Raw genomic sequence first — 24,318 nt, 5'->3', positions numbered from 1 at the left:
TTGAGTCCCAACCCCCGGTTTTCCGGGCTTTACAGCGAAAGCTAAAACGCCTATATGGGGCGCCATTATGGAAAACACAGCCAATCTGACCGATTTCATGCCGGGCGGTGCCCATGCGCCCGCCCCCGATCCGCGTCCCAACCTGATTGGGATGAGCAAGGACGACATCATCGCCGAGATGGAAAAACTCGGCGAGCCAAAATTCCGTGCCCAGCAGATCTTCCAATGGATCTATAACCGCGGCGTGCTTGATTTCGACGATATGACCAATGTGGCAAAGCCCCTGCGTTCCAAACTGAAAGAGCTTTACCGCATGGACCGGCCGCAGGTGACCACCCTGCAAAAATCCGAAGACGGCACCATCAAATGGCTGCTGCGCTATGAAGATGGCAATGAAGCGGAAACCGTCTTCATCCCTGATGGCGATCGCGGCACCTTATGCGTTTCCTCCCAGGTCGGCTGTACCTTAACCTGTAAATTCTGCCATACCGGCACCCAGAAGCTGGTCCGGAACCTGACCCCCGGCGATATTGTCGGCCAGGTGATGCTGGCCCGGGACGAGCTTGGCGAATGGCCGAGCCCGGGCGAGGACCGCCGTTTGACCAACATCGTCATGATGGGTATGGGCGAACCGCTCTATAATACCGATAATGTGATCAAGGCCTTGAAAGTCATCATGGCCGAGGACGGCATCCAGCTGTCCAAGCGCCGGGTGACCCTGTCCACGTCGGGCGTAGTTCCGGAAATGGAACGGGTCGGTGCAGAGACCGGTGCCCTGCTGGCGGTTTCCCTGCATGCGGTACATGACGAGCTGCGCAACGACATTGTGCCGATCAACCGCAAATATAATATTGAAACCCTGATGGAAGCGGTGCGCAACTATCCGGGCCTGGGCAATTCCAACCGGGTGACCTGGGAATATGTGATGCTGAAAGGCGTCAATGACTCGGAAGCGGATGCACGCCGCCTCGTCCAGCTGATCAAGGGCATTCCGTCGAAATTCAACCTGATCCCGTTCAACGCCTGGCCGGGCAGCCCGTATGAATGTTCCGACGATGCGCAGATTAAGAAATTTGCCGACATCCTCTGGAATGCAGGCTATTCCGCGCCGATCCGCAAGCCTAGAGGCCGCGATATCCTGGCCGCCTGCGGCCAGCTGAAATCGGAAAGCGAACGCATCGGGAAGCGCGAACGCATGGCTATGGAAGCCATGCGCCGGGAAAAGGAAGAAGCCGCCGGGATCGCATTACCGGTTTAATCCCCATTAGTTTTCTCAGAGACTTACCAGCTCCAGCCATTGAGCCGAAGGCTGACGCGCTTCAGCGTCCGCAAGCGTAAGCTTGCTCCCTCCCATCTTCATGCTATAAATTCAGTAGCGATTGAAGATTACGACGACAGGGACCATGAACGAGAAAAAGACTAAACCGATCCCGAGGCCGGGCCAGCCGGTCCGGGGGTCAAAAACCGGTGAGCCGATCATGGCGCTGTTTGACCTGATGGGGCGGCGTTGGGCCATGGGGATTTTGTGGGCGCTCAACAAACAGGGCCCTTCAACATTTCGCGAATTGCAGGCCTATTGCGACGGCCTTTCCCCCACCGTCTTGAACACGAGGTTGAAGGAATTGCGCGCAGCCGGCCTGGTTGATCATGGTGAATGTGGCTACCAGGCCCTGCCGCTGGGCAAAGAGCTTTTTGAATTGTTGGTGCCTATGGGCCGATGGGCGGTTCAATGGGGCAAAGCACTGGAAAGCACCAAAACTGACTGACACTCAAAAGCACGTCATTTGAGAGCTAATCCAAGCCAATATCCCTATCCGCGCTGAACCGCATTTTCCTGTTTTAATGACTGGAATTCCTTCGACCGTTTTATTCAGCCCCCCCAAGAAAGCATGCTCAAGCAGCCCAATCCCGTTTCGCTAACACCACCCGGTATCCGTCCGGATCTTCAAAGGTACGCCCGCAGTCATCCCAATAACTGTTATAGGACGGGACCTGAACAAATCCGGCATTGATCATCTGATCACATTGCTGCTGCCATGCCTCTTCATCAGGAAGATAAAAGACCAGCAGGTTATCCTGGGTTGGTGCCCTGCCCACCGTCGTGCCGTGATGATGGGTAAACTCCAGATGGTAATTGTGTTTTTCATGGCCCAGGACAGTGCCATCAAATCCGTTATGCCCCTCAAAGGACGCCAGTAATTTGAAGCCCAGCCCGCCCAGATACATCCCGGTAATCTGTTGCAGGTTATCGGTGGGGCGCGCCACCCTTAAAACAGCGGATTTCGGTATTGAGGTCACTTAAGGTATCTCCACTTCCTGAAATCATTTAACCCTTTGTCATATATGTGAAAATTTCGATCTTTCAACGTTTCGTCCAACAAACTTTGTATCGCATCAATCCTTCTCCATAATTTTTCAGCACAAAAGAAAAAAGGCTGCCCCTCAGGGCAGCCTCTCCAGTTTGCAACCTCAAGCCCGTGCTGTTTTTAGGCTTTTGGCGCAGGGAAACGGGAGGTTCGCTCCAGATCGTTGAGATCCAGATGGTTCCTCATATATTGCTGGGTGGCGTCGCGGCCCGGCTGATAATCCCAGGGCTGGAACCGACCGGTTTTCAACGCATTGTAAAGCAGACGGCGCTTTTTCTGATCCTGCAGAACCTGCCAATGCAGCTCTTCCGGCTGCCAGCGCTCGTAAACTTCCTTCTCGAACGCGGCTTTGCGTTCCGAATGGGCCGGGTCTTCCGCCAGGTTGGTCAGCTCGTTGGGGTCGGCCTCCAGGTCATAGAGCTGGACCGGGTCGGCGTCGCAATGGATGTATTTGTATTTGCCGCGCCGGATCATCAGGACCGGGGCGATGGCCCCCTCGCCCATATATTCACCGATCACCTCATCCGGGTCATCGATCGCAGCCCCTTCCAGCAGCGGCAGCAGGGAGCGCCCATCAAGGGGCTCCACAACTTCCGGCTTCTCTTCTGACCCACTCAATTCCGCAAGATCCATCAAGGTCGGCAGGAAATCCATCTGGGAAACTGCATTGGTTACCCGTTTGGACCCGAACAGTTTCGGGGCCGAGACAATCATCGGGATCCGGCAGGAGGCTTCAAAGAAGCTCATCTTGTACCAAAGGCCCCGCTCACCCAGCATGTCACCATGGTCGGAAATGACGACAACAATCGTATTGTCGCGCATACCGGTTTCGTCGAGAACCTTCAACAGGCTGGCTGCCTGTTCATCCACATAAGTGATATTGCCGTAATAAGCGCGCCTGGCATTGCGGATATCCTGTTCGGTGATATCCACTGCGCCAATGTCGGAAACCTGGTGCAGGCGCTGGCTGTGCGGGTCCATGTCGGCATAATCCATCGCCGGAACCCTGGGCAGGTCGATCTCCGCATTATCATACATGTCCCAATATTTCTGCCGCGTGGCATAAGGGTCATGGGGATGAGTGAAGCTGGCCAGCAGGAAGAAAGGCCGCTGGTCCACACCGGACGATTGCGCCCGGGCATAATCATAGAGCTTGCGCCGGGCCTGGAACGCCACTTCGTCATCAAAATCCAGCTGGTTGGTGGCTTCGGCCACGCCTGCTTGCTTGACCGACATCATATTGTGATACCACCAGTCGATACGCTCTTCCGATTCCCAGTCAGGCACCCAGCCGAAATCAGCAGGGTAGATATCGGTGGTCACACGTTCTTCAAAGCCATGCATCTGGTCGGCACCGATAAAATGCATCTTGCCCGACAGGCAGGTCTGATAGCCCATGGCGCGCAGGTAATGGGCGAAGGTCGGAACGTTGGAGGGATAATAGGCCGCATTGTCATAGGCCTTGATGCGCGACGCATGCTGGCCCGCCATCATGGTGAAACGGGCCGGCGCACAAAGCGGGCTGTTCACATAGGCGTTTTCAAACAAAACCCCTTCCGCCGCCAATTTGTCAAAGGTTGGGGTCTTCACAACCGGGTTGCCATAACAGCCGAGCGAAAAGCCATTCAGCTGATCGGCCATGATCACCAGGATATTCATGCCCTTGGTTGCGGTCATTGTCCTGTCTCCTTGTTTTGAGTTGAACAAAGGATACGGAAATGTTGCAACTGTTAAAGCGAATTAATTTGCGCTATATAATCGGCTTATCCGATTGATATGAAATCAAGGTGACGAGAAGATGAATATCAACTATCTGGAAACCTTCCTCGATGTGATGGAAACTCGGAATTTCAACCGCTCGGCAGAACGGATTAATGTCACCCAGTCCACGGTGAGCGCAAGAATCCGCGCCCTGGAAGAGGCGGTGCGATCACCGTTATTCCATCGCGGCCGGTTCGGGGCGGAACCTACCGCCGCCGGGTTCAAATTTCTGCCCCATGCCACAAGACTGCGCCAGATCTGGAACCAGGCCCGGCAGGAACTGGCCCTACCGGAAGGGCTGGCCGCGTCGGTGCGTCTTGCGACCCAGCCCAGCCTGCGCGACGCCTTTGTCCGCGACTGGCTGGCTGCCATGCGCGACAACCACCCCAATATCGCGGTCTATATCGAGGCGGACTATTCCCCAAGCGTACTGCAGCAGCTTTCCGACGGCACCCTGGATATCGGCGTCATTTACATTCCGCGCGCCTTGCCCGGCCTGCTGGTGGAAAATCTCTTCACGGAACGATATTTAATGATCGGCGCAGGCCCTGCGGCCCTGTCCGATGTTACGGCCGATGATTATGTGTTCATCGACTGGAGCCCGCATTTCAAGAATCGGCACCTGGAACTGTTGCCCCATTTGCAGGCCACTGCGGTTTCAGTGGGGCTGGGCTCAATGGCCGTCGACCATATTCTGGAACGTGGCGGCTGCGGGTATTTTCCACAACGCACCGCCCAGATGCTGGTCGAGCGCCATGGCTGCCGCATCATTGAGGAGGCACCGGTGATTGAACAGCCGGTCTATGTGGTGGTTGGTGACCAGATCCGCGAAACAGGTCCCGTCAGGACCGCCCTTGACGAGCTGTATCGCATAGCCGAACGCCTCGGTTAACCGCAGGTTTCCTATTCGGCAGCCACCAGATCCGGCATCGCCAGATAATCGCCGGTTTCCGCCGGCACATTGCCGATGGTCACACCGCAGCGACCCATCAGACGGGCCAGCGCCATCATGTCCACCGCCGGCTCCGCCCGGTGCATGGGATCGAAAAGCCCCTGCATGGCGGTGGCAAAGATATCAAATTCGTCACGCTGGACAGCCGCCAACGCCCTTAAAATCAGCAATTCATCCGGCGAGAGCGCGGCTTGACCCGGGTTGGATATGGAAAGTTCACGATTGGCATGGTTCAGGATCGCCGCCATCATCGATTCAAAATGTTCCAGCGCCCAGCCACCTTTCTCGGAACCCATCAGGGACCGGAATTCACGCGAAACCAGATGCCAGTTGCGCCGGCCATCCTGCCAGAGACGCATGGCGGTGACCAAAAGACCCGAAGTAGGGTCCAGTATCAAAGAGCCAGTAGAGGATTCCTGCCACACAGCATTACCCTTTCCATGAGATCGGCTCAGAGAGATCCGGCCGCGGGGTGGATATAGGGTTAGGTCGTTTCGACTTTGTGGAGATTTCATGACGATTTCAAGACTCGTAAGGATGCGGTTTCTAGGCTTGATTATTGTTGCGAGTGATTATTAATGTCAATATAGTTGAGAATAATTCTTAACAACTTTGGCAAAAAGTGATCCAGATCAATGAAATCTACCGCACACCCTTCCGAGATGCCCCGCCTGCGCGCGGTTCCGCACCTTAAAGACATGACTTTCTCTGAACAGCTGTGCCTGTGGAGCGTGCGGTTCTGGGCGGATTTTTTCCGGCGCGGCAAGCACCCCCAGCAATTGCTGCGTGATGCCTATAAACTGGCGGGCGCACCGCGGGCCATGGCCGACATGGATGGTTTCATGAGCGTTCTGGTGTCAGGCCTGCAAGCACCGATCGACATAAGATGCGTGCATTGTCCGGGCATCTCAGAGGAGGAATTCCTGATAATGGAGGCCCTGGCTCTCTGCCAGCGAGATCAAATCGGTCTCGCTGAGACCGCGCTGGAAAGTCTGATCCAGCCGGCGGCGCTGCGCATCGCCATGCCGATGATCCAATCCTGGTCTGATGCCATGAAACAGGCTGGGCACGCCGTTCCTTTCCGCGACTGGATCCCGGCAATCTCCGATCCGGCATCACAGACAACCGAAACATCGTTGGCCAAATCGGAAGCGTCACACCGGCAAAGCCTCCATTAACGCACTGGGCATGCCTGCAAGACCGATTATAAGGCCTTCCTTTCCCGAAACTGTTTTTCCGGCGGTGTTTGCGTTATAGTTTTCGCATATGCGCAATGGACCCGCCTTCAATTCCCGGCCCGGCCGCCCCCTGTTCGTCTTGTCTACAAGACGGTTATCGCTTTTCGTCCTTGTGATGGTTAGTGTTTTAGCCCCGGCCGCAAGGGCGGATGAGGTGCTTTCCGTCATATTCGGCATCTCCCGGCCGCCCTATGTCATGGAAGAAAACCAAACCGGCATATCGGTCGAGCTGACCCGCGAAATCTTTAACCGCATGGGCCGCAAATTCGTCCCGTCTTTTGGGGCCAATAAGCGCCTTGAAATTGCACTCAAACACCAAAATGTCGATGTCGCCGTCGAGGTTCAGCCCACCGATCCGTCAATCTATTATTCCAGCCCTTTCATTGCCTACCGCAATTATGTCGTCACCCACGAGCGGGATGACATTAGTTTTCAGGACTGGCCCGACCTGCGCGGGCATTCGGTCTGCGCCTGGCAGAACGCGAGAGAAAATCTTGGGTCTCCCTTTGACGAGACCATTCCCTTCTTCTCCGATTATCGTGAATTTGCGCTTCAGAAAAAACAGGTCCGACAATGGTTGAAGGGCGGCTGCCAGGCCATCTTAATTGACGATACTCTGCTGAAATGGTGGGTCCAGGTTTTACAGCGCGAAGCGGGTGTTCCCCATGAAGTCACCGCACGCTATGCCGCCTTTCCTGGCGACAATGCGCTTTGGTGGTTCGTCGGCTTCCGGGACAGCGGTTTGCGTGATCAGTTTAACAGCCAGTTGAGCACAATGCATCAGGACGGCACCTATCGACGTATCCGGGAAAATTTCCAACAGTTATTCTGAAGAGCTTCGGCCGATACAAACCCACACAGATCTGTCACATCAATGTGACAACGGATTGAATTGTCTGGCAGGCCTCCGCTGCCCATCTTCCGGCAGTAAAAGAATCCGCGTTGGAGATAGCCGATCATGCTTATAAAAGCTCTACCCATTCCGTTTTTCGCACTTACCTTCCTCTTACCTTCCGCTCAGGCAAATGCCGCCGATGTTATCACCCTCACCCAGACTGCCTGCCAGTTCATTGAATCGGAAAATGGCGTGGATCATCAATATAAGAGCAGCAAGAAGGCCGATTGCGAAGCGATCAATGCCAAGACAGGTACAGGTCGCCTGCAAAGCGCCAAACCCATAACCCTGAAAGCCGGGCGCTATACTTTCCGGGTCACCAACCGGGATGTGCCCTATGAATTGGGTTTCTGGATCCGGGATAAGGATTATGACTGGAAGAACCCGCTTCACAAACTGACCAAGACCAGTGTTTCCGGCGGCGGCCTGACCTCCGGCACATCGCGCGATTATGCGGTTGATCTGGCGCCTGGTGAATATCTTTATTCCTGTCCGCTGAATACCACACCGGACTACAAATTGATCGTGACGGAATAGATTTTCGGTTTAGCCAGAAGGAGAAACGCAGAAAATGCCAAAAACTTGCGCTTTCTCCGCAGAAAATAATGCATGAGCGCTTGCCCCACCGCTGGCAATGCCTATACTCCGCGCGTTTTGAATTTTTCTGACGCAAGGAACGCGGAACATGACGGACAGCGTGAAAAAAGTCGTCCTGGCCTATTCGGGCGGCCTGGATACCTCCATCATCCTCAAATGGCTTCAGGAAACCTATGGCTGTGAAGTGGTGACCTTCACCGCGGACCTGGGCCAGGGTGAAGAGCTGGAGCCCGCCCGCAAAAAAGCGGAAATGATGGGCATCAAGGAGATCTTCATCGAGGATGTCCGCGAGGAATTTGTTCGCGACTATGTCTTCCCCATGTTTCGCGCCAACGCGCTTTATGAAGGCACCTATCTGTTGGGCACCTCCATTGCGCGCCCGCTGATCGCCAAGAAACAGATTGAGATCGCCAAACAGGTCGGGGCCGATGCCGTTGCCCATGGCGCCACCGGCAAGGGCAATGACCAGGTCCGGTTCGAGCTTGGCTATTACGCGCTCAAACCCGACATCAAGATCATCTCTCCCTGGCGTGAATGGGACCTGACTTCGCGCACCAAATTGATCGATTATGCGGAAAAGCATCAGATCCCGGTCCCGAAAGACAAGCGCGGCGAAGCCCCCTTCTCCCAGGATGCGAACCTGCTGCATATCTCTTCCGAGGGCAAAGTTCTGGAAGATCCGTGGATGGAGCCGGAATATGACAATGTGCTTTCCCGCATGGTCAGCCCGTTTGATGCGCCTGACAAGCCGGAAGAGGTCCTGATCGAGTTTGAAAAGGGCGACCCGGTTGCCATCAATGGCGAGCGCCTCACGCCTGCGGCCCTGCTGACCAAACTGAATGAGATGGGCGGTCGCAATGGCGTTGGCTGCATCGATATCGTAGAAAACCGCTTCATCGGCATGAAATCCCGCGGCATTTATGAAACGCCTGGCGGCACCGTTCTGTTCCATGCGCGCCGTGCCATGGAATCGATCACCCTTGATCGTGGCACCATGCATATGAAAGACGAGCTAATGCCGCGCTATGCCGAGCTGCTCTATAACGGTTTCTGGTTCGCACCGGAACGCGAAATGCTGCAGGCTGCCATCGATAAAGCCAATGAAATGGTTTCCGGCACCGTGCGCCTGAAACTGTATAAAGGCAATGTCATCATCACCGGCCGCAAATCCGAAAACAGCCTCTATTCCGAGGCCATGGTGACCTTTGAGGAAGATGATGTTTACGATCAGCGCGATGCGGAAGGCTTTATCAAGCTAAACGCGCTCCGCCTGCGCCTGCGCAAGGGGCCGATCGACGGCGTCTGATCCGGGTCATTTGCCTGAACAATCTAAAAAAGGGGGCTTCATAGCCCCCTTTTTTGCCGCCCTATTCCTGTTCTTCCGGGCGTTTTCCATCCTTGCGGGCAATACGCGCGCGCTCGGGCGGCAGACACAGATCGGCCCGCCAGGCCACCACCCGGTTCCGACCGGTTTCCTTGGCGTGATAGAGCGCGCTGTCCGCCCGGCGCAAAAAAGCATCGACCCCTTCCCCGGGCTGCAGTTGGGAATGCCCCATACTGACCGTCATCGGAATCACTGCTTCTTCAAAAAACGTTCCCTGTGCTGCAATTTCCTCACGCAGCTCATCACAAAGTGCCTGCGCCTGGCTGTCTCCAAGCCCTGGCAGTAACAGGGCAAACTCCTCCCCGCCCAACCGGAAGACCGCGCCGGCCCTGTCCGGGGCATCGGCATAGACCTGTTCCAGTTTCGCCTTGCAGATCCTGACCAGGTTCATCAGGACCTGGTCCCCGCCTGCATGGCCATGGGTATCATTGATCTTTTTGAAATGATCCACATCCAAAATCGTCAACGCCAGACATTCATTCAGCCGCCGGGAGGCCGCAATCAAATCGCCGGAAACCTTGGCGAAATAAGACCGGTTGAAACAAACGGTCAGCGGGTCTGTGATGGAAATGGTGAAAAGCTCGTTCTCCTTTTCCTTCAGTTCGGTGATATCCAACAGCAGAATCTGGGCAACCGGGGTCCCCTCCCAGGGCAGGCGGCTGGCAGTGATCCTGACAATGCGCTCAGTTCCGTCCGTGGATCGGATCCGGACATCCTCAAGCTGCAGATTTTCATCTTTCTGAAACAGCTCCTGAAATTTCAGAAACAGATCAGAGGCGGCCGCATCCTCGACAAAGTCAAACAGATGCCGTCCAATCAACCCTTCCTGGTCGATGCCCAGCATCCGGGCGCTTTCCTTATTGGCAAAGACAATGGTCTGGTCCCGATGGATGAACAGACCGACCGGCATCAATTCGATAATCTCGCCCATGCGCTGCTGGGTATCCGCCAGCTGTCGGAATGTGGATTGGGCCTCTTCCAGCCCTTCTTCATCTTCATAAAAAAAATCAGTCATATATCCGCAGCTACGCCTGCTCCGTCCTGACAAACGGCTAATACGGTACCTATAAGCTTTCTAATAATTTATTAAATTGCTGGATCCCGGTATGAAAAAGGTTAACCGTCGGGGGGTGCGATACTGCTTAGCGCCCTTCTGACCGGGTTACCCGACGTCCCACCGGCGGCGTGGCTAAGCCCGGGCGGTAAAGAACAACCTTGTTCCGGCCCTCCTCCTTGGCCTGATACAATGCGCAATCGGCATGCGCCAGCAGGTCATCCAAACTGTCCCCTGCCCCCAGCACCGCAACACCGATGCTGATGGTCACCCGGAACCGGTTATCCTGATGATTGATCTCCCGATCTGCCACGCAGGCACGGATGCTTTCCAAGAAAGAAACCGCAATGGCGGAATCCATGGTCGGCAACATGAAAGCAAACTCCTCTCCGCCCAGACGGGAAACCCCAATTCCCTTTTCTTTCAGGTCGGAAAAAGCGTCATGAAGGATAGCATTGCAGGCGTCGACCACCGCAACAAGGGCTTGATCTCCCGCTGCCTCGCCATACTCATCATTCAACGCACCGAACCGGTCCACATCAATCAAGGCCAGGGAAAGCCTGCAATCGCGGGCACGGCAATCCTCCAGGAACTGTTCAGCGGTCTCAATGAAATGCATCCGGTTGTAACTGCCGGTCAGCGGGTCGGTTACCGATAACAAATACTTGTGCCTTTCCTACAGGTTCATCCAGTTTCTGCAACAAGACGGCCATATCATTGTAATACTTTTTGAATCTGGTTTAGAAAAATCACCAAATAGACCCCACAAAACAAGATCCATTCAGCCCAGATCACCCGTAAGGCGGACGGTAACAGGCTAATTGCTAATTTTCTCTTAAATAGACGAAGGGTTAAAACAGCGCGATCCCGGCGATCCATTCATGGCCCATCAACAAGGCGCTATAAAGCGCCAACCCGGCCAGCGGGCGGATCAGGCCGATCCCACGCCAATCAATCTTGGTACGCCCCTGCAAAGCGGCATGGAAGGGGATCACAGAAGAGGCCAGTGCCACCGGGCCCCACGCCGCCCCGAGCGTCCCCGCCCGGCGCCGGTCAATATGCAGCATGCCCCCGATCGAGAGCACCAGAATGCCGCCAAAAAGAATGATCGAAGCCTGATCGCCATTCACGCTCAAATGACCGATCGCCCACAGGGACGCCGCCCATAAGAAAGGATGGCGGGTGATGGTCATGATGCCCGTAACCGGCTGTGGTTCAGCCGCCAGGCGTTCGCCGCCAACCAGGGTGACGTTGGGTGTGGTCAGGCTGGAAACAAATAAAATCAAGGCCGGAATCATCAAAAGCCCCGGCACCGCCCGCAAGGCCGGGCTGGGGCTCCAAACCTCCACAAAAGGCGCATCACGGAAGGCCAACAACATCATGGCAAATGTGCCAAGCGCCAACAGGGAATAAAGGCCCCGATAGGGCTGAACCCCCAGCTTATGCTCCAGCGGTGTCCGCATCGCCCGGGAAGAGAGCAGGAAATGCCCGCCGACAAAGGCCAAGGTCCAGAAAAAGAGAATGTTGATCGGTTCTGTCATGGCCAGAGTATGGACTTGAGCCCCCCGGCTGTCCATAGTGGAAAGATGACAATTTCACGTATTCTCAACCGGTTGTTCGGCTTTCGCTTCCGCCGTACAACCGAACAGGTTCAGCGCCATTTACTCGACAGCCTGCACAGCCGGGGCGAGATCACACCCCATTGGTTTATTGATACTCTTTACCCGGATGAGGCGCCGGAAATAATCCTCTCGGAAGTTTTGCAGGCCGCCCAGATCCTGGTCAACAGGGGCGAGATCGAGGCCCGGAAAAACGGAATTGCCGTGGATCCCATCCGGACCGACGGGGCCATCTTTTTGCGCATTAAACCGCGCTGACAACCGGTTTGGCATGGATTCTCTTTCCAACCAAACATGGTCGTGATAAAGGACCGCCATGACTGATACGCAAGATGAAAAGCCCCTCGACCCCGTTGCCCGGGATATCCTGGAGCTGCTGCATTACCTGGAAGACGGCAAGTCGGTGAGTCCGCAAGACGTGGCCAAGGCGACCGCTGACCGGGTGCGCAAACCCAAAGACGGCCCGGAATTGTGGCGCCGCTATATGAATGCCGCCAAACAGCAGGCATTGCACCTTGCCCGCACCGGCCAGGTCGAGATCATCCGCAAGGGCGAACCCGCGGACCTGAATGACCTCAAGGGCCTTTGGCGCATCCGCCTGCCCAAGCAGGATTAAAACCATGCTGCAACCTGTCATCCCGGTCACCGAGCCGGGATCCAGGGCGCATGGCACAATGGATTAGAGATCACCTTCCCGGATGCCGGATCAAGTCCGGCATGACGGCAAAGGGAACAACATTCAAAAAAGGCCGGATCGAATAGATCCGGCCTTTTTTTTAATTCCGTCTTACGACGATCGCCTTACAGTTTCGGCACCGCAATGCCGTTCTGCTGGCAGGCGGCCGTGACCGTATTGGCCAGCAGTACCGCGATGGTCATCGGACCGACACCGCCCGGAACCGGGGTGATGGCCGATGCGCGCTCGCAAGCGCTGGCAAAATCAACGTCGCCCACCAGCCGGGTGCCGCCTTCCGGCTTGTCGATGCGGTTGATGCCCACATCAATCACAACAGCCCCGTCTTTGAGCCAGTCGCCCTTGACCATTTCCGGACGACCCACGGCCGCAACAACGATATCGGCCTGACGCACTTCGCCGGGCAGATCCTGGGTACGGGAATGCGCAACGGTCACGGTGCAGCTTTCTTTCAGCAGCAGATTGAACATCGGTTTGCCGACGATGTTGGAGCGACCGATCACAACCGCTTTCTTGCCGCTCAGGTTACCGTCGAAATGATCGCGCAGCAGCATGATGCAGCCAAGCGGCGTGCAGGGCACCAGGCCATTGTCGGAACCGGTGCCGAGCAGCCCCACATTGGTGGTGTGGAAACCATCCACGTCTTTTGCCGGATCGATCGCCGCCAGGACAGCCTGCTCGTCAATCTGTTTGGGCAGCGGCAGCTGGACCAGGATGCCGTTGACGGCCGGGTCATTATTCAGCTCTTCCACCTTGGCCAGCAGCTCTTCCTGGCTGGTGGTTTCCGGCATTTTATACTCAAAGCTCTGCATGCCGGCTTCCACGGTCTGCTTGCCCTTGGAGCGCACATAGACCTGGGAGGCGGGATCTTCACCCACCAGAACCACGGCCAGTCCCGGCGTGATCCCGTTTTCTTCTTTCAGCTTGGCAACCTCGGTTGCGATCCGGTCCCGCAGACCCGCGGCAAAGGCCTTGCCGTCGATGATTTTCGGTTCAGACATGGTTTTCCCTAAGCAAGTCTCTAATCAGTTTTTCTCGTTCTGCCGGTTCCCCGGCAATATGCAGCATCTTATGCCGATCCGTCTGGCCGGATACGACCCTGAGCGACGTTTTCCCTATTCCCAACGCCTTTGACAAGAGTTTGATCACCGCAGCATTCGCTTTTCCGCCCTCCGGCGGGGCGGTGACCTGGATCTTCAGGCGTGCCTGGCCAGCGCCATCCAGCTCCACAGAACGGAGACGGTTGGCGGACGCTTTCGGCGTCACACGCAGGAACAGGTGGATGCCATCGCAGACCGGCTTGACCGGCATGGCGGGTCTATCCTGGTGATCAGAAATGGATATAGCGCAGGATCATCAGCTGCAGGAAGCCAATGCCAAGCAGCACCACAATCGGGGACAGATCCAGCCCACCCATGGCCGGCAGCACCCGGCGGATCGGCGCCATCACGGGTTCGGTGACTTTATGCAGGAAATTCCCAACCATATAGACAAACTGGTTGCGGGTGTTGATCACGTTAAACGCCACCAGCCAGCTCAGGATCACATTGGCAATCACGAAAACAAAATATATCTGGAGAATGTTATAAAGAAGCCACTGAACCGGTGCGACCATCGGTGAATAACCCATTTCTGTAATTGCTGTTTCGAGCGGGATCAAACTTTACGCATATCCATATAGGAAGCGCAAGCCCGCAGGAAAAGAGCCGGATCAGGATTCCGGCCAGCCAATCACAGCCGCGCCGGGCCCCAGCGGCTGGCCGAAGGAAAATTCCACGGCATTGCCGTCAGGATCGCGGATCCCGCAATAATAACCGGTCGGATAGGGTTCTGCGCGTGGCTCCCAAATCAGGCAGCCCGCCGCCCTGGCTTTTGCCGCGATCACGTCCACCGCCTGTTTCGACGGGCAGGCAAAGCCCAAATGGGAGTAATCCTCTTTCTCCTGGTCTCGACCGGGACCACCTTTTAGCAGCACGAAAATGAAATCATGCCGCTCCGGGTCTTCCGCCAGCCAGACCACCTGTTTCACATCCTCATGGGACCGTTCATGCACGATCACCAATCCGCAGTAATCCCGATAGAAAGCCACGCAGGCCTCAAGATCGCGGACATGGAGGGCAATATGGGTCAATGTCGGCTTCATGAAATTGAGTCTATGCCGAGCCGGGCCCAGCCGCTAGGGCAAATCGAAAATCCGTTTATATTCCGGGCTGTCGAGCAGGTCAGAGAGGATCGCCTGCGTCCCCCCTTCGGCCAATGGCTCCTGCATCGGATGATCACGGAAAAGCCTAGCATAGGCTTCTTCCACAAAATCATCCAGCGGCGCGCTTTCTGCCGCCACTTTCCCCTTGATCCGCTGCAAATGACGGCCCGCGAATTTCAACCGGTCCGGCTCCAGCCAGCCTGCCTGCCGGAAACCGGCTGCCTTGCGGTCGCAACGACAGGGGTTGGCTTGGTTGATCAGGCCGCATTTATCCTGCATGAAACTGATCAGATCCCGCCGGGCACGGGTCAATTTCTGACGGAAATTCACAGCTGACAATCCCAGGATCTCCGCTGCGATTTTTGACGGCGCCTCGAAAATGTCGCCTAGGGTATAAACAATCCGCTGTTCCCGGCTGAGGCAGAGCAGCATGCCCAACATACAGCCCAGCTTGGCCTCTTCGACAATCAGTGCGCGGTCCGGCTCCTGATCCGCAGTCAGGGTCAGTGCCGCCATCGGAATTGCATCGAGATCCCGGCCATAATCGTCAAAACTGGTGATGAACCCTTCCAACTGACCGCGTTTGGCATCCAGGAAACAATTGGTCACGATGCGGTAGGCCCATGTCCGGAAGGAGGAACGCCCCTCAAACTGGGCGATGCGTGTGATGATGCGCAACAGGGCTTCCTGGGTCAGTTCCTGGGCGTCTTGAGGATTCAGGATCATGCGCACCGCCAGATTATAGATCCAGGCCTGATACCGCCGGATCAGGGCTTCCAAGGCCTCTCGGTCGCCCCGGGCTGCGGACGCCGCCAAAGCGGCGTCCTCTTCATCCCGTGTTTCACTGGCCAGGAAGGGATTGGCGGCCATCACTCGAATCCGTCCATGTCATAAATCTCAAAAAACTCAAACATCGACATCTTCTCCGCATTGGCAAAAAAGGCTTTATGCTCATCCATTGCCATCATGCTTTCCGCTGTCGCCATGCCCTCTTTTTCCGAAGACCAGGCAATGAAGTCAATATAAGGCTCGCCTTCATGGGCCGGGCTTAGCGGGAGGCCGCCAAAAAAAGCATCCGTCTTTTGCAACGCATTATAGACGGACTGCCGCGGCCCTTCCTGGACAGCGGGGTCCTTGACCGAATAAACCGCCATTTCAATGACCGCTCCATCCGCCAGGAATTTCCGCAACGCCGATCCATCCTGGCCCGGCACAAAATGACCAAACAGCTTGATTTCCTTGATGCTGTTCATGAAGGGTTTGAACCGGTCTTCAGTTTCAACCTGTTTAGCGGCGGCTACCGCCTCTTCCAGGCTATCCCACAGATTGACATCGGCAAAGAGTGTGGGATCCTTCAAGGATCGCATATGCACGCCATTCCTCAGGCCCGGCATCTCGCCCACCTCCTCCATGACCGCCGCCATCATGGCCGGATAATTCTCCGGATCCGCCACATGATAAATCGCCACTTCGGCCACAGGTCCTTTGATAACCGGCGTGATACCGGCATCCGCGGCCAGGGCTGCCTCGGTCGCCAGACAGGCGGCACCCGCCATCAATGCTGCGCGTAGAAATTTCATTGGTCTAACCTTCTTTCATCTGTGTTTTGCCGCAAAAAGCGGCTTGCACAGGGTTAGACGGAAAATTTCAGCGATTGTGACAGTGGCGGCTGATTTTTTTTAAATTATTCCGCCGGCCCCGAGGCCAGCGGCTTCTTCAGCCCCTTTGCCGCGCCCTGGCGCAGCACCAGCCAGACACCGCAGGCCACCAGCGCCATCCCGGCAACTCCCATCAGGTCCAGACGTTCATCGAACAGGAAATATGTTTCCAGGGCCACCGTCGGTGGTACCAGATAGAAGAGTGACGCCACCTTGGACGCCTCGCCCTTGCGGATCAGGTGAAGCAGCAACAACACCGCCACCACAGAAAGCCCAAGCACCAGCCAGGCCATGGTCGCGATAAATTCCGGCGTCCAGCGGATGGTCATCTCCTCGAAAGCAAGTGCCAGCGGCAGATAGAAGCAAGCCGCCCCCAGATATTGCCAAATGCTGCTGCCGATCAAATTCAAATTGCCGCAAAAGCGTTTCTGATAAAGCGTGCCGATGGTGATCCCAAAGAGGGAGCAAACGGAAACCATCACTCCCAATTGCATCACCTCCGCGCTGCCGGGGATCTGGAAACGGCCGCTTAAAACCAAAGCCACCCCAATGAAACCCAACGCCAGCCCGATCCACTGCACCTGCCGCAGGCGTTCGCCAAACAGGAAACCGGCCAGAAAGGCGGTCACAATGGGCTGCAGCCCCACGATCAGAGCCGACAGACCCGCCGGAAAGCCTTCACCAATGGCATAGAAGACGCCGCCAAGATAAATGCCGTGAATCAGGATGCCCGCCACCATGGCATGAAGGATCTCGATCCCTTTCGGCCAGCGCACCCCCATCCAATAGGCAATCAACAGGAACACCGCCACATTGAAACCCATGCGCACCGAAAGCAGGGTCATCGGCTCTGCATAGGGCAAACCGTATTTGGCCCCGATGAAACCGGTACTCCAGAGCAGCACAAAGAGAATGGGGGCAAAACGGTCTAACATGGATGGATCCGGTATTTTCCTAATGTGAAACAAAACCTGCCCCCTATCTAATAGGAAACAGATATGGTTAAAAGACACAGATTCTTGAAATTGAATAGGTACAGTTGGAAATAGCAATGGCCAAATACCAGGATGTTATCCGCCATATCGAAGACCAGCGCGAACAGGGGCTGCTGGCGGCAGGCGACAGGCTGCCATCCCTGCGTGCCATGGCCGGTCAGATGAATATCGGGCTTAACACCGTGATCCGCGCCTATCAGGAATTGGAGGCCGACGGCACGATCACAGCCTATGACCGGTCGGGTTTTGTCCTGTGCAGTGATAACTTGTCCCGGAACGAGGAGGCTAACCTGCCCGATCCGGAATTTGTCGGTGTTTTCCATCTGGCCCGCAAGGTCATGGAACAGGCCAGCAATTCCACATTATTGCCCATGGGGTCGGCCCATCCTTGTGTCAATTTCCCGGCGGTGCGGCGGCTCTATGGCGACATCGCCAGAAGCGCGCGTGACCAGCTGGACCAGCCCAATGGTTATCAATTGCCCCCCGGCCTGGCCGATCTGCGCAAGCATCTGGGCCGGATCAGCCTCCAGGAAGCTGCCTATCTGCCGCCCGATGACGTTCTGGTCACCCAGGGCGCCCAGCAGGCGATTAGCATCGCGCTCCAGGAAATCACGAGGCCTGGCGATATCGTGCTGGTCAATGCGCCCTGTTACTTCGGCACCCTCTTATCCCTGGAAGCATTGGAGCTGAAAGTCATCGAGATCCCCGCCGACCCGGTCCACGGCATGGATATTAACGCGCTCCGCGATGCGTTGAAAAAATGGCCGGTCAAGGCTTTGCTGCTTAACCCCACGGTCAACAACCCCGCCGGATACAGCCTGCCGGAAGAAAACCGCCGCGCGATCATGGCCAAGACCGGGGATCTGCCGATCATCGAGGATGATTGTTTTGCCATGCTGCATATGGATGAGATACCCCCCAGCCTGAAATCCATGGACCTGGCCGGACGGGTGATTTATTGCAGCTCACTATCCAAATGCCTGGATTCCCGGCTGCGCCTCGGCTGGATCGCGGCAGGCCGGTATCAGGAGGCCATCGCCAAAAAGCTGATGCTGACCGGTCTGGGCGGGGTCAATCTGATGCAGTTGGGCATCGCCCGCTTCCTTTCATCCGGCCAGTTCCGCCGCCATTTGGACCGGGTCCGGCGCAGCTATCACCAGCGCGCCCAGGCGGTGCGCCGACGATTGGCCGAGACCCCACACTGGCGCGGACGCATCCATCGCAGCGACGGCGGTTTCCTGCTGTGGATCACCCTGCCGCCCGGCACCGATGGCGACGCCATCTACCGCCATGCGCAGGCCGCCCGGATCGGCATCGCGCCGGGCAGCATCTTTTCCACAACGGGCCAGTTCAAAAACTGCATCCGCCTCAATATTGCCCATTATGAGGACAATCCGCACTGGCAGGACGGGTTGGACCGGCTGGGTGAAATTATCGCGGCACATACTGTTTGAACGGCTGTGCCCCCACATATAATCCTTCCGCCCCTCCCACCCGCCTGGCGATTGACCCAATCTCATCATCTTGTTTGGAAAGGCTTCACAGAAAAAGCTTAGGATATTAGGATAGTGTCAAAGAGGGAGAATTATCCTGACCTTTCGCCCGTTTCGACGCCTGACCATCCTTGCCGCCCTGGCGTTCAGCCTCTTGTGGGGCGGGCGGGCTGCGCTGGCCGAACCGGTGGATCTAGAGCTGATCCTGGCCATTGACTGTTCCTATTCGGTGAACCGGCTGGAATTCCGCCAGCAGGTGAGCGGCATGGCCCAGGCACTCAGAAGCCCCGAAGTGATTACCGCGATCCAGTCAGGCCCCATTGGCTCTATCGCGATCACGGTCGTGCAATGGTCCAATGTCCGCCTGGAGGCGGTCGCCATTCCCTGGACCAAGGTCTCCAGCCGCGCCGATGCGCTGGCGCTGGCAGATCAGATTGACAGCATGCCCCGGATATCCGAGCTGGGCGCAACCGCCATTTCCTCGGTGATTTCCTTTTCCCAGGTTTTGTTTGAAACCAGCCCTTATCAGGGTGATCGTCAGGTGCTCGATATTTCAGGCGACGGACGTAACAATACCGGCGAAAATATCCTGATCGCCCGGGATCAGGCGGTGATGCGCGGCACCATCATCAACGGCCTGGCCATCACCAATGATCACCGGACGCTGGATTTCTACTACCGCGACTGGGTCATCGGCGGCCCCGGTGCCTTCGTCGTCAAGGCCCAGGATTATGGAGATTACGCCCGTGCCATCCAGCGCAAGCTGCTCAAAGAGATCCAGTATATCCCGGTGGTCCAATTGGGCGACCCGATCGAGCAACTGGCTTTTATGACCAAGCAGAAAAAACCGATCATCATTCCCTGACTCAGCTCCCAGGCGGCAGTTCCTGACCAAACAGTCAGTAATTCCGGCGCATTTCCGTCATTTTCCTGTCATACAGGGCTGGCCATTTCAGGTCACTTGCTGTACATCTGCGCCGCCTAAGGACCCGGTTTCTTTCATTCGTGGCAGGTTGCCGGGTCGACAGGCGCAAAATAGACACTGCAGTGAAGGTTTTTGCGCGATGCCCAAACGCTCCGATATCGATACCGTCCTCATCATCGGCGCCGGCCCGATCATCATCGGCCAGGCCTGTGAGTTTGACTATTCCGGCACGCAAGCGTGTAAAGCGTTGAAGGAAGAAGGGTATCGCGTTGTTTTGATCAACTCCAACCCGGCGACGATCATGACGGACCCGGGCACCGCGGACGCCACCTATATCGAACCCATCACCCCGGATATCGTGCGCCGCATCATCGAACGCGAGCTGGCCGAGCGCCCGGATGAAAAACTGGTGGTGCTGCCGACCATGGGCGGCCAGACCGCGCTGAATACCGCGCTGGCGCTGGACCAGGATGGCACGCTTGAGAAACTGGGCGTTGAAATGATCGGCGCCAATGGCGACGTGATCGACAAGGCGGAGGACCGGGACCGGTTCAAGGTCGCCATGGACAAGATCGGGCTGGAAAGCGCGCGCTCACGCCAGGTCGGCACCGTGGAAGAGGCCATGGATGCGCTCGACTTCATCGGCTTGCCGGCAATCATCCGTCCCAGCTTCACCCTGGGCGGCACCGGCGGCGGCGTTGCCTATAACAAGGAAGAATATCGCGACATCGTGACCAGCGGCCTGAAGGCCTCGCCGGTGACCACGGTCTTGGTCGAGGAATCAATCCTGGGCTGGAAGGAATATGAGATGGAGGTTGTCCGCGACAAGGACGATAACTGCATCATCATCTGTTCCATCGAAAATATCGACCCCATGGGCGTGCATACGGGTGATTCCATCACCGTCGCTCCGGCCCTGACCCTGACCGACAAAGAATATCAGATCATGCGCAACGCCTCGATCGCGGTCCTGCGCGAGATCGGTGTTGAAACCGGCGGTTCCAACGTCCAGTTCGCGGTCAATCCCGAAGATGGCCGCCTGATCGTGATTGAGATGAACCCCCGCGTGTCGCGCTCGTCCGCGCTGGCGTCCAAGGCCACCGGCTTCCCGATTGCCAAGATCGCAGCCAAACTGGCCATCGGCTATACCCTGGACGAGTTGAAAAACGACATCACCGAAGTGACCCCGGCCTCTTTCGAGCCGACCATCGATTATGTGGTCACCAAGATGCCGCGTTTCACCTTTGAGAAATTCGCCGGTGCCGAGCCGATCCTCTCCACCGCGATGAAATCCGTGGGCGAAGCCATGTCCATCGGCCGGTCCTTTGCCGAATCGCTGCAAAAAGCGCTGCGTTCCATGGAAACCGGCCTGACCGGCCTGGATGACATTGTGATCCCCGGCGCCGTTGACGAAAATGGCGAGGTCCATAAGGGTGCCATCCGTGCCGCCATTTCCCGTCCGGAACCGGACCGGCTGTTGAAAGTGGCCCAGGCCTTCCGCCACGGCATGACCCAGAAGGAAATCTTCGACGCCACCAAGATCGACCCCTGGTTCCTGGAGCAGATCCAGGACATTCTGGCCGCCGAGGCCGAGGTGATCGCCAACGGCCTGCCCGACAATCGCCAGGATCTGCTGCGGCTGAAGAAAATGGGCTTCGCGGATGCAAGGCTGGCCACGCTGGCCAACCGGCTTTCCGATGATGTTGCCCTGCTGCGCCGGGAGCTGGATGTCCTGCCGGTTTACAAGCGCATCGATACCTGCGCCGCCGAATTCCCGAGCCAGACCAGCTATATGTATGGCTGTTACGAAGGCGACGGCATCAATGAGGCGGAATGTGAAGCCGACATTTCCGACCGGGAAAAAGTTATCATCCTGGGCGGCGGCCCGAACCGGATCGGCCAGGGTATCGAATTTGACTATTGCTGTGTTCACGCCGCCTATGCGCTCAGCGATGCCGGTATCGAGAGCATCATGGTCAACTGTAACCCGGAAACGGTTTCCACCGACTATGACACATCCGACCGCCTGTATTTCGAGCCGCTGACCGACGAAGACGTAATCGCGCTCTGCCATAAGGAACAGCAGAAGGGCACGCTCAAAGGCGTGATCGTACAGTTTGGCGGCCAAACCCCGCTGAAACTCAGCCACGCGCTGGAAAAAGCCGGGATCCCGATCCTGGGCACCAGCCCGGATGCCATCGACCTGGCCGAGGACCGCGAGCGGTTCCAGAAACTGTTGCAGGATCTGGACCTGCGCCAGCCGCCCAACGGCATCGCCACCACCGAGGCCGAAGCCGCCGCCATTGCCGAGAATATCGGTTATCCGGTGGTGATCCGCCCGTCCTACGTGCTGGGTGGCCGCGCCATGGAAATCGTTTACAACCGGGAACAGCTGGAACGCTATATGGACAGTGCTGTGACTGTCTCCGGCGACAGCCCGGTCCTGATCGATTATTACCTCAAGGATGCGGTCGAGGTGGATGTGGACGCGCTGTGCGACGGTGCCCAGGTCTATGTGGCCGGCGTCATGGAACATATCGAGGAAGCGGGCATCCATTCCGGTGACAGCGCCTGCGCCCTGCCGCCCTATACCCTGGGCGATGACATCGTTGAGGAGATGAAACGCCAGGCCGAAGCCCTGGCCCATGCCCTCAAGGTGGTTGGATTGATGAATATCCAGTTTGCCGTCCAGGGCGAGAATATCTTCATCCTGGAAGTGAACCCGCGCGCCAGCCGGACCGTGCCTTTTGTTGCCAAGGCAACCGGCATTCCGCTGGCCAAGATCGCGGCCCGTGTGATGGCCGGTGAGCGTCTCACCGATTTCGACCTGACCAACAATGCGCTGGGCGAACATATCGCGGTCAAAGAAGCGGTCTTCCCGTTTGCCCGTTTCCCCGGCGTTGATGTGGTTCTGGGGCCGGAAATGCGCTCCACCGGTGAGGTAATGGGCCTGGACAAGGATTTTGCCATCGCCTTCGCCAAGGCCCAGCTGGGCTGTGGCGCGGATCTGCCGGACCAGGGTGGCATCTTCATTTCGGTCAAGGACAGCGACAAGGAAAAGATCCTGGAACCGGCGCGTATGATGGCCGAAGACGGGTTCGAACTGATTGCCACCCATGGCACGGCGTCTTATCTCACCGAGAACGGCATTCCGGTCAGAAGCATCAATAAGGTGCAGGAAGGCCAGCCCCATATCGTGGATGCGATGATCAACGGCGAAGTGCAATTGGTCTTCAACACCACCGAAGGAGCACAGGCGCTCAAAGACAGCTTTTCCATCCGCAACACCGCCCTGATGCAGTCCATTCCCTACTATACCACCACCCGTGGCATGTGGGCCGCTGCCCAGGCAATCCGGGCGCTGCGCAAAGGAAAGCTTGAAGTTGCGCCGCTTCAGACCTATTTTGGGTAAACATAGTATCTGCCTTTAGGCCGGGCCCCGCGAGGAAGAGACGCCTCGCGGACGCTCTTTTTTTGTTTTTAACGGATCTTCGTAACTGAGGAGTGGCAGGAACGAAGAGCTCAGAATTGAAAAGAATGGTGGCACGTTCATGGAAAAAGTACCCATGACCCTGCGCGGCTACGAAGCCCTGCAGGAAGAATTGAAAACATTGAAATCCGTCACCCGTCCGGCAATCATCCAGGCGATTGCCGAGGCGCGCGAACATGGCGATTTGTCGGAGAACGCGGAATATCATGCTGCCCGCGAACAGCAGAGCCTGACCGAAGGCCGCATCATGGAGCTGGAAGACAAGACCAGCCGCGCCGAGGTGATTGACCCCGCGAAATTTGCCGGTGACGAAAATATCAAATTCGGCGCGACCGTGACCGTTGCCGATTGCGATACGGACGAAGAAAAGATCTATCAGATCGTTGGCGAATTGGAATCCGATATTTCCAAAGGCCTGATCTCGCTTTCTTCCCCGCTGGCCCGCGCCTTGATCGGGAAAACCGAGGGCGACGCCTTCGAGCTGTCCGCACCGGGCGGCACCAAGGATTACGAAGTGGTTTCCGTGGAATATAAATAATCTTCCACGACAGACGTGATCGACGTGAAAACGGGGCCAAACGGCCCCGTTTTTTTATCGTTCCGACGAGTTTCGATGATCTTCAACGAGATAACCCCAAAAACCGGCCTCAGAGTATCGCCTAAAGAACTTCACAAAACCCAAAAAACAGAACCAACCAAGAAGGCTAAAAAGAACAACTAACCAAACTTCTCTAGAGAACAACCAAGCCTCACCAGATATCCATGTAGAGAGCTTGCCTTGTCCAAATAGCGGGAGATCGATCAAGAGCTGTACGATAGCCGTCCAGGCAAAAATAACGAACGAAAGTGATAGGCTACGCAATGCACCATAAATAGTAAGATAGTTGTACATACTCAATTGAGCTAGTCCCCGGAAATCGGACAGTGACGTAAGCTACAGAAGAGTGTTTTCTGATCTCAACAATGGAGATCAGTTATGTCCAAACGGAAACAG

26 protein-coding genes are annotated in these 24,318 nt (G+C 56.5%); 13 read left to right on the top strand and 13 right to left on the bottom strand.

All coding sequences use genetic code 11. The annotated features are described in order from the left end of the window. Positions 1–67: 67 nt before the first annotated feature. Positions 68–1,258, top strand: a complete 1,191-nt coding sequence (gene rlmN, locus DFP90_RS16590; RefSeq protein WP_218044709.1) for a dual-specificity RNA methyltransferase RlmN — start codon at positions 68–70, stop codon at positions 1,256–1,258. Positions 1,259–1,403: 145 nt separating this feature from the next. After that, a complete protein-coding gene (locus DFP90_RS16585) occupies positions 1,404–1,766 on the top strand; it encodes a winged helix-turn-helix transcriptional regulator (protein ID WP_115937644.1) in 363 nt (120 codons plus the stop codon). A gap of 127 nt (positions 1,767–1,893) precedes the next feature. Here the strand turns inward: DFP90_RS16585 and DFP90_RS23220 are convergent, their stop codons facing one another. Together DFP90_RS23220 and betC are read right to left on the bottom strand one after the other, a co-directional pair. Further along, entirely contained in the window at positions 1,894–2,298 is a 405-nt protein-coding gene (locus DFP90_RS23220; RefSeq protein ID WP_181905415.1) for a VOC family protein, read from the bottom strand. A gap of 188 nt (positions 2,299–2,486) precedes the next feature. Continuing rightward, positions 2,487–4,043: a choline-sulfatase gene (gene betC, locus DFP90_RS16575; RefSeq protein WP_115937643.1), complete on the bottom strand. Its 1,557-nt coding sequence runs from the start codon at positions 4,041–4,043 to the stop codon at positions 2,487–2,489. Positions 4,044–4,164: 121 nt separating this feature from the next. Between betC and DFP90_RS16570 the strand changes: the two genes are divergently transcribed. After that, positions 4,165–5,019, top strand: coding sequence for a LysR family transcriptional regulator (locus DFP90_RS16570; protein ID WP_115937642.1), 855 nt, complete (start codon positions 4,165–4,167; stop codon positions 5,017–5,019). An 11-nt stretch (positions 5,020–5,030) separates the two neighbouring features. Here the strand turns inward: DFP90_RS16570 and DFP90_RS16565 are convergent, their stop codons facing one another. Further along, on the bottom strand, positions 5,031–5,438 hold the full coding sequence (locus DFP90_RS16565; protein WP_115937641.1) for a hypothetical protein: 408 nt from the start codon (positions 5,436–5,438) through the stop codon (positions 5,031–5,033). Positions 5,439–5,714: 276 nt separating this feature from the next. Here DFP90_RS16565 and DFP90_RS16560 point away from each other — a divergent pair, with 276 nt between their 5' ends. The 4 genes from DFP90_RS16560 (at position 5,715) to DFP90_RS16545 (ending at position 9,115) form a co-directional block, all read left to right on the top strand. Then, complete coding sequence (locus DFP90_RS16560; protein WP_147301042.1) at positions 5,715–6,257, top strand: hypothetical protein; 543 nt, start codon at positions 5,715–5,717, stop codon at positions 6,255–6,257. A gap of 88 nt (positions 6,258–6,345) precedes the next feature. After that, positions 6,346–7,149, top strand: a complete 804-nt coding sequence (locus DFP90_RS16555; protein WP_115937639.1) for a substrate-binding periplasmic protein — start codon at positions 6,346–6,348, stop codon at positions 7,147–7,149. A gap of 126 nt (positions 7,150–7,275) precedes the next feature. Continuing rightward, entirely contained in the window at positions 7,276–7,749 is a 474-nt protein-coding gene (locus DFP90_RS16550; RefSeq protein ID WP_115937638.1) for a hypothetical protein, read from the top strand. A gap of 148 nt (positions 7,750–7,897) precedes the next feature. Continuing rightward, positions 7,898–9,115, top strand: coding sequence for an argininosuccinate synthase (locus DFP90_RS16545; RefSeq protein ID WP_115937637.1), 1,218 nt, complete (start codon positions 7,898–7,900; stop codon positions 9,113–9,115). 61 nt (positions 9,116–9,176) lie between these two features. Here DFP90_RS16545 and DFP90_RS16540 read toward each other — a convergent pair whose 3' ends face one another. The 3 genes from DFP90_RS16540 to DFP90_RS16530 all read right to left on the bottom strand — a co-directional run bounded on the left by DFP90_RS16540 (position 9,177) and on the right by DFP90_RS16530 (position 11,788). Beyond that, on the bottom strand, positions 9,177–10,208 hold the full coding sequence (locus tag DFP90_RS16540; RefSeq protein ID WP_115937636.1) for a GGDEF domain-containing protein: 1,032 nt from the start codon (positions 10,206–10,208) through the stop codon (positions 9,177–9,179). Between the two features lie 127 nt (positions 10,209–10,335). Further along, entirely contained in the window at positions 10,336–10,908 is a 573-nt protein-coding gene (locus tag DFP90_RS16535) for a GGDEF domain-containing protein (RefSeq protein WP_115937635.1), read from the bottom strand. Between the two features lie 190 nt (positions 10,909–11,098). Beyond that, positions 11,099–11,788 (bottom strand): NnrU family protein, encoded by a 690-nt coding sequence (locus DFP90_RS16530; RefSeq protein ID WP_181905413.1) that lies wholly within the window; start codon positions 11,786–11,788, stop codon positions 11,099–11,101. A gap of 45 nt (positions 11,789–11,833) precedes the next feature. Between DFP90_RS16530 and DFP90_RS16525 the strand changes: the two genes are divergently transcribed. Together DFP90_RS16525 and DFP90_RS16520 are read left to right on the top strand one after the other, a co-directional pair. Continuing rightward, the gene (locus DFP90_RS16525; protein ID WP_115937633.1) at positions 11,834–12,124 is read left to right on the top strand and encodes a hypothetical protein; all 291 of its coding nucleotides are present in this window, start codon (positions 11,834–11,836) and stop codon (positions 12,122–12,124) included. Positions 12,125–12,182: 58 nt separating this feature from the next. Further along, the gene (locus tag DFP90_RS16520; RefSeq protein ID WP_115937632.1) at positions 12,183–12,482 is read left to right on the top strand and encodes a DUF3253 domain-containing protein; all 300 of its coding nucleotides are present in this window, start codon (positions 12,183–12,185) and stop codon (positions 12,480–12,482) included. Between the two features lie 185 nt (positions 12,483–12,667). On the opposite strand, the gene folD is transcribed toward DFP90_RS16520, so the two are convergent. The 7 genes from folD to DFP90_RS16485 form a co-directional block, all read right to left on the bottom strand. Beyond that, complete coding sequence (folD, locus tag DFP90_RS16515) at positions 12,668–13,561, bottom strand: bifunctional methylenetetrahydrofolate dehydrogenase/methenyltetrahydrofolate cyclohydrolase FolD (RefSeq protein ID WP_115937631.1); 894 nt, start codon at positions 13,559–13,561, stop codon at positions 12,668–12,670. Next, positions 13,554–13,871, bottom strand: a complete 318-nt coding sequence (locus DFP90_RS16510; protein WP_115937630.1) for a DUF167 domain-containing protein — start codon at positions 13,869–13,871, stop codon at positions 13,554–13,556. The genes folD and DFP90_RS16510 overlap by 8 nt, the downstream gene beginning before the upstream one ends. A 19-nt stretch (positions 13,872–13,890) precedes the next feature. After that, positions 13,891–14,190 carry a YggT family protein gene (locus DFP90_RS16505; RefSeq protein WP_245957098.1) on the bottom strand — a complete coding sequence of 100 codons (300 nt, stop codon included), beginning with the start codon at positions 14,188–14,190 and terminating at the stop codon, positions 13,891–13,893. Positions 14,191–14,271: 81 nt separating this feature from the next. After that, entirely contained in the window at positions 14,272–14,703 is a 432-nt protein-coding gene (locus DFP90_RS16500) for a VOC family protein (protein WP_115937629.1), read from the bottom strand. A 33-nt stretch (positions 14,704–14,736) separates the two neighbouring features. Next, the gene (locus DFP90_RS16495; protein ID WP_115937628.1) at positions 14,737–15,633 is read right to left on the bottom strand and encodes an RNA polymerase sigma factor; all 897 of its coding nucleotides are present in this window, start codon (positions 15,631–15,633) and stop codon (positions 14,737–14,739) included. Next, positions 15,633–16,343, bottom strand: a complete 711-nt coding sequence (locus DFP90_RS16490) for a hypothetical protein (protein ID WP_115937627.1) — start codon at positions 16,341–16,343, stop codon at positions 15,633–15,635. The genes DFP90_RS16495 and DFP90_RS16490 overlap by 1 nt, the downstream gene beginning before the upstream one ends. A gap of 104 nt (positions 16,344–16,447) precedes the next feature. Then, the gene (locus DFP90_RS16485; protein ID WP_115937626.1) at positions 16,448–17,356 is read right to left on the bottom strand and encodes a DMT family transporter; all 909 of its coding nucleotides are present in this window, start codon (positions 17,354–17,356) and stop codon (positions 16,448–16,450) included. A gap of 116 nt (positions 17,357–17,472) precedes the next feature. On the opposite strand from DFP90_RS16485, the gene DFP90_RS16480 reads away from it, so the two are divergent. The 4 genes from DFP90_RS16480 to greA all read left to right on the top strand — a co-directional run bounded on the left by DFP90_RS16480 (position 17,473) and on the right by greA (position 23,862). After that, positions 17,473–18,870, top strand: a complete 1,398-nt coding sequence (locus tag DFP90_RS16480) for an aminotransferase-like domain-containing protein (RefSeq protein ID WP_115937625.1) — start codon at positions 17,473–17,475, stop codon at positions 18,868–18,870. Between the two features lie 193 nt (positions 18,871–19,063). Beyond that, positions 19,064–19,774 carry a DUF1194 domain-containing protein gene (locus DFP90_RS16475; RefSeq protein WP_181905412.1) on the top strand — a complete coding sequence of 237 codons (711 nt, stop codon included), beginning with the start codon at positions 19,064–19,066 and terminating at the stop codon, positions 19,772–19,774. Positions 19,775–19,973: 199 nt separating this feature from the next. Then, a complete protein-coding gene (gene carB, locus DFP90_RS16470) occupies positions 19,974–23,246 on the top strand; it encodes a carbamoyl-phosphate synthase large subunit (RefSeq protein WP_115937623.1) in 3,273 nt (1,090 codons plus the stop codon). Positions 23,247–23,385: 139 nt separating this feature from the next. Further along, positions 23,386–23,862, top strand: a complete 477-nt coding sequence (greA, locus tag DFP90_RS16465; protein WP_115937622.1) for a transcription elongation factor GreA — start codon at positions 23,386–23,388, stop codon at positions 23,860–23,862. Positions 23,863–24,318: the final 456 nt, after the last annotated feature.

This window comes from Aestuariispira insulae, assembly GCF_003385955.1.
GTDB lineage: Bacteria > Pseudomonadota > Alphaproteobacteria > UBA8366 > Aestuariispiraceae > Aestuariispira > Aestuariispira insulae.
This window is presented reverse-complemented; position numbering and strand designations above follow the sequence as displayed.

What these genes read in the sequence shown, in the direction of transcription:
- betC (WP_115937643.1), bottom strand. Translation starts at nt 4,043, where the DNA reads ATGACCGCAACCAAGGGCATGAATATCCTGGTGATCATGGCCGATCAG.
- DFP90_RS16530 (WP_181905413.1), bottom strand. Translation starts at nt 11,788, where the DNA reads ATGACAGAACCGATCAACATTCTCTTTTTCTGGACCTTGGCCTTTGTC.
- DFP90_RS16480 (WP_115937625.1), top strand. Translation starts at nt 17,473, where the DNA reads ATGGCCAAATACCAGGATGTTATCCGCCATATCGAAGACCAGCGCGAA.
- DFP90_RS16510 (WP_115937630.1), bottom strand. Translation starts at nt 13,871, where the DNA reads ATGCCGGTCAAGCCGGTCTGCGATGGCATCCACCTGTTCCTGCGTGTG.
- carB (WP_115937623.1), top strand. Translation starts at nt 19,974, where the DNA reads ATGCCCAAACGCTCCGATATCGATACCGTCCTCATCATCGGCGCCGGC.
- DFP90_RS16585 (WP_115937644.1), top strand. Translation starts at nt 1,404, where the DNA reads ATGAACGAGAAAAAGACTAAACCGATCCCGAGGCCGGGCCAGCCGGTC.
- DFP90_RS16525 (WP_115937633.1), top strand. Translation starts at nt 11,834, where the DNA reads ATGACAATTTCACGTATTCTCAACCGGTTGTTCGGCTTTCGCTTCCGC.
- rlmN (WP_218044709.1), top strand. Translation starts at nt 68, where the DNA reads ATGGAAAACACAGCCAATCTGACCGATTTCATGCCGGGCGGTGCCCAT.
- DFP90_RS16540 (WP_115937636.1), bottom strand. Translation starts at nt 10,208, where the DNA reads ATGACTGATTTTTTTTATGAAGATGAAGAAGGGCTGGAAGAGGCCCAA.
- folD (WP_115937631.1), bottom strand. Translation starts at nt 13,561, where the DNA reads ATGTCTGAACCGAAAATCATCGACGGCAAGGCCTTTGCCGCGGGTCTG.
- DFP90_RS16485 (WP_115937626.1), bottom strand. Translation starts at nt 17,356, where the DNA reads ATGTTAGACCGTTTTGCCCCCATTCTCTTTGTGCTGCTCTGGAGTACC.
- DFP90_RS16505 (WP_245957098.1), bottom strand. Translation starts at nt 14,190, where the DNA reads ATGGGTTATTCACCGATGGTCGCACCGGTTCAGTGGCTTCTTTATAAC.
- DFP90_RS16490 (WP_115937627.1), bottom strand. Translation starts at nt 16,343, where the DNA reads ATGAAATTTCTACGCGCAGCATTGATGGCGGGTGCCGCCTGTCTGGCG.
- DFP90_RS16500 (WP_115937629.1), bottom strand. Translation starts at nt 14,703, where the DNA reads ATGAAGCCGACATTGACCCATATTGCCCTCCATGTCCGCGATCTTGAG.
- DFP90_RS16550 (WP_115937638.1), top strand. Translation starts at nt 7,276, where the DNA reads ATGCTTATAAAAGCTCTACCCATTCCGTTTTTCGCACTTACCTTCCTC.
- DFP90_RS16495 (WP_115937628.1), bottom strand. Translation starts at nt 15,633, where the DNA reads ATGGCCGCCAATCCCTTCCTGGCCAGTGAAACACGGGATGAAGAGGAC.
- DFP90_RS16555 (WP_115937639.1), top strand. Translation starts at nt 6,346, where the DNA reads ATGCGCAATGGACCCGCCTTCAATTCCCGGCCCGGCCGCCCCCTGTTC.
- DFP90_RS16545 (WP_115937637.1), top strand. Translation starts at nt 7,898, where the DNA reads ATGACGGACAGCGTGAAAAAAGTCGTCCTGGCCTATTCGGGCGGCCTG.
- DFP90_RS16565 (WP_115937641.1), bottom strand. Translation starts at nt 5,438, where the DNA reads ATGCGTCTCTGGCAGGATGGCCGGCGCAACTGGCATCTGGTTTCGCGT.
- DFP90_RS16570 (WP_115937642.1), top strand. Translation starts at nt 4,165, where the DNA reads ATGAATATCAACTATCTGGAAACCTTCCTCGATGTGATGGAAACTCGG.
- greA (WP_115937622.1), top strand. Translation starts at nt 23,386, where the DNA reads ATGGAAAAAGTACCCATGACCCTGCGCGGCTACGAAGCCCTGCAGGAA.
- DFP90_RS16560 (WP_147301042.1), top strand. Translation starts at nt 5,715, where the DNA reads ATGAAATCTACCGCACACCCTTCCGAGATGCCCCGCCTGCGCGCGGTT.
- DFP90_RS16520 (WP_115937632.1), top strand. Translation starts at nt 12,183, where the DNA reads ATGACTGATACGCAAGATGAAAAGCCCCTCGACCCCGTTGCCCGGGAT.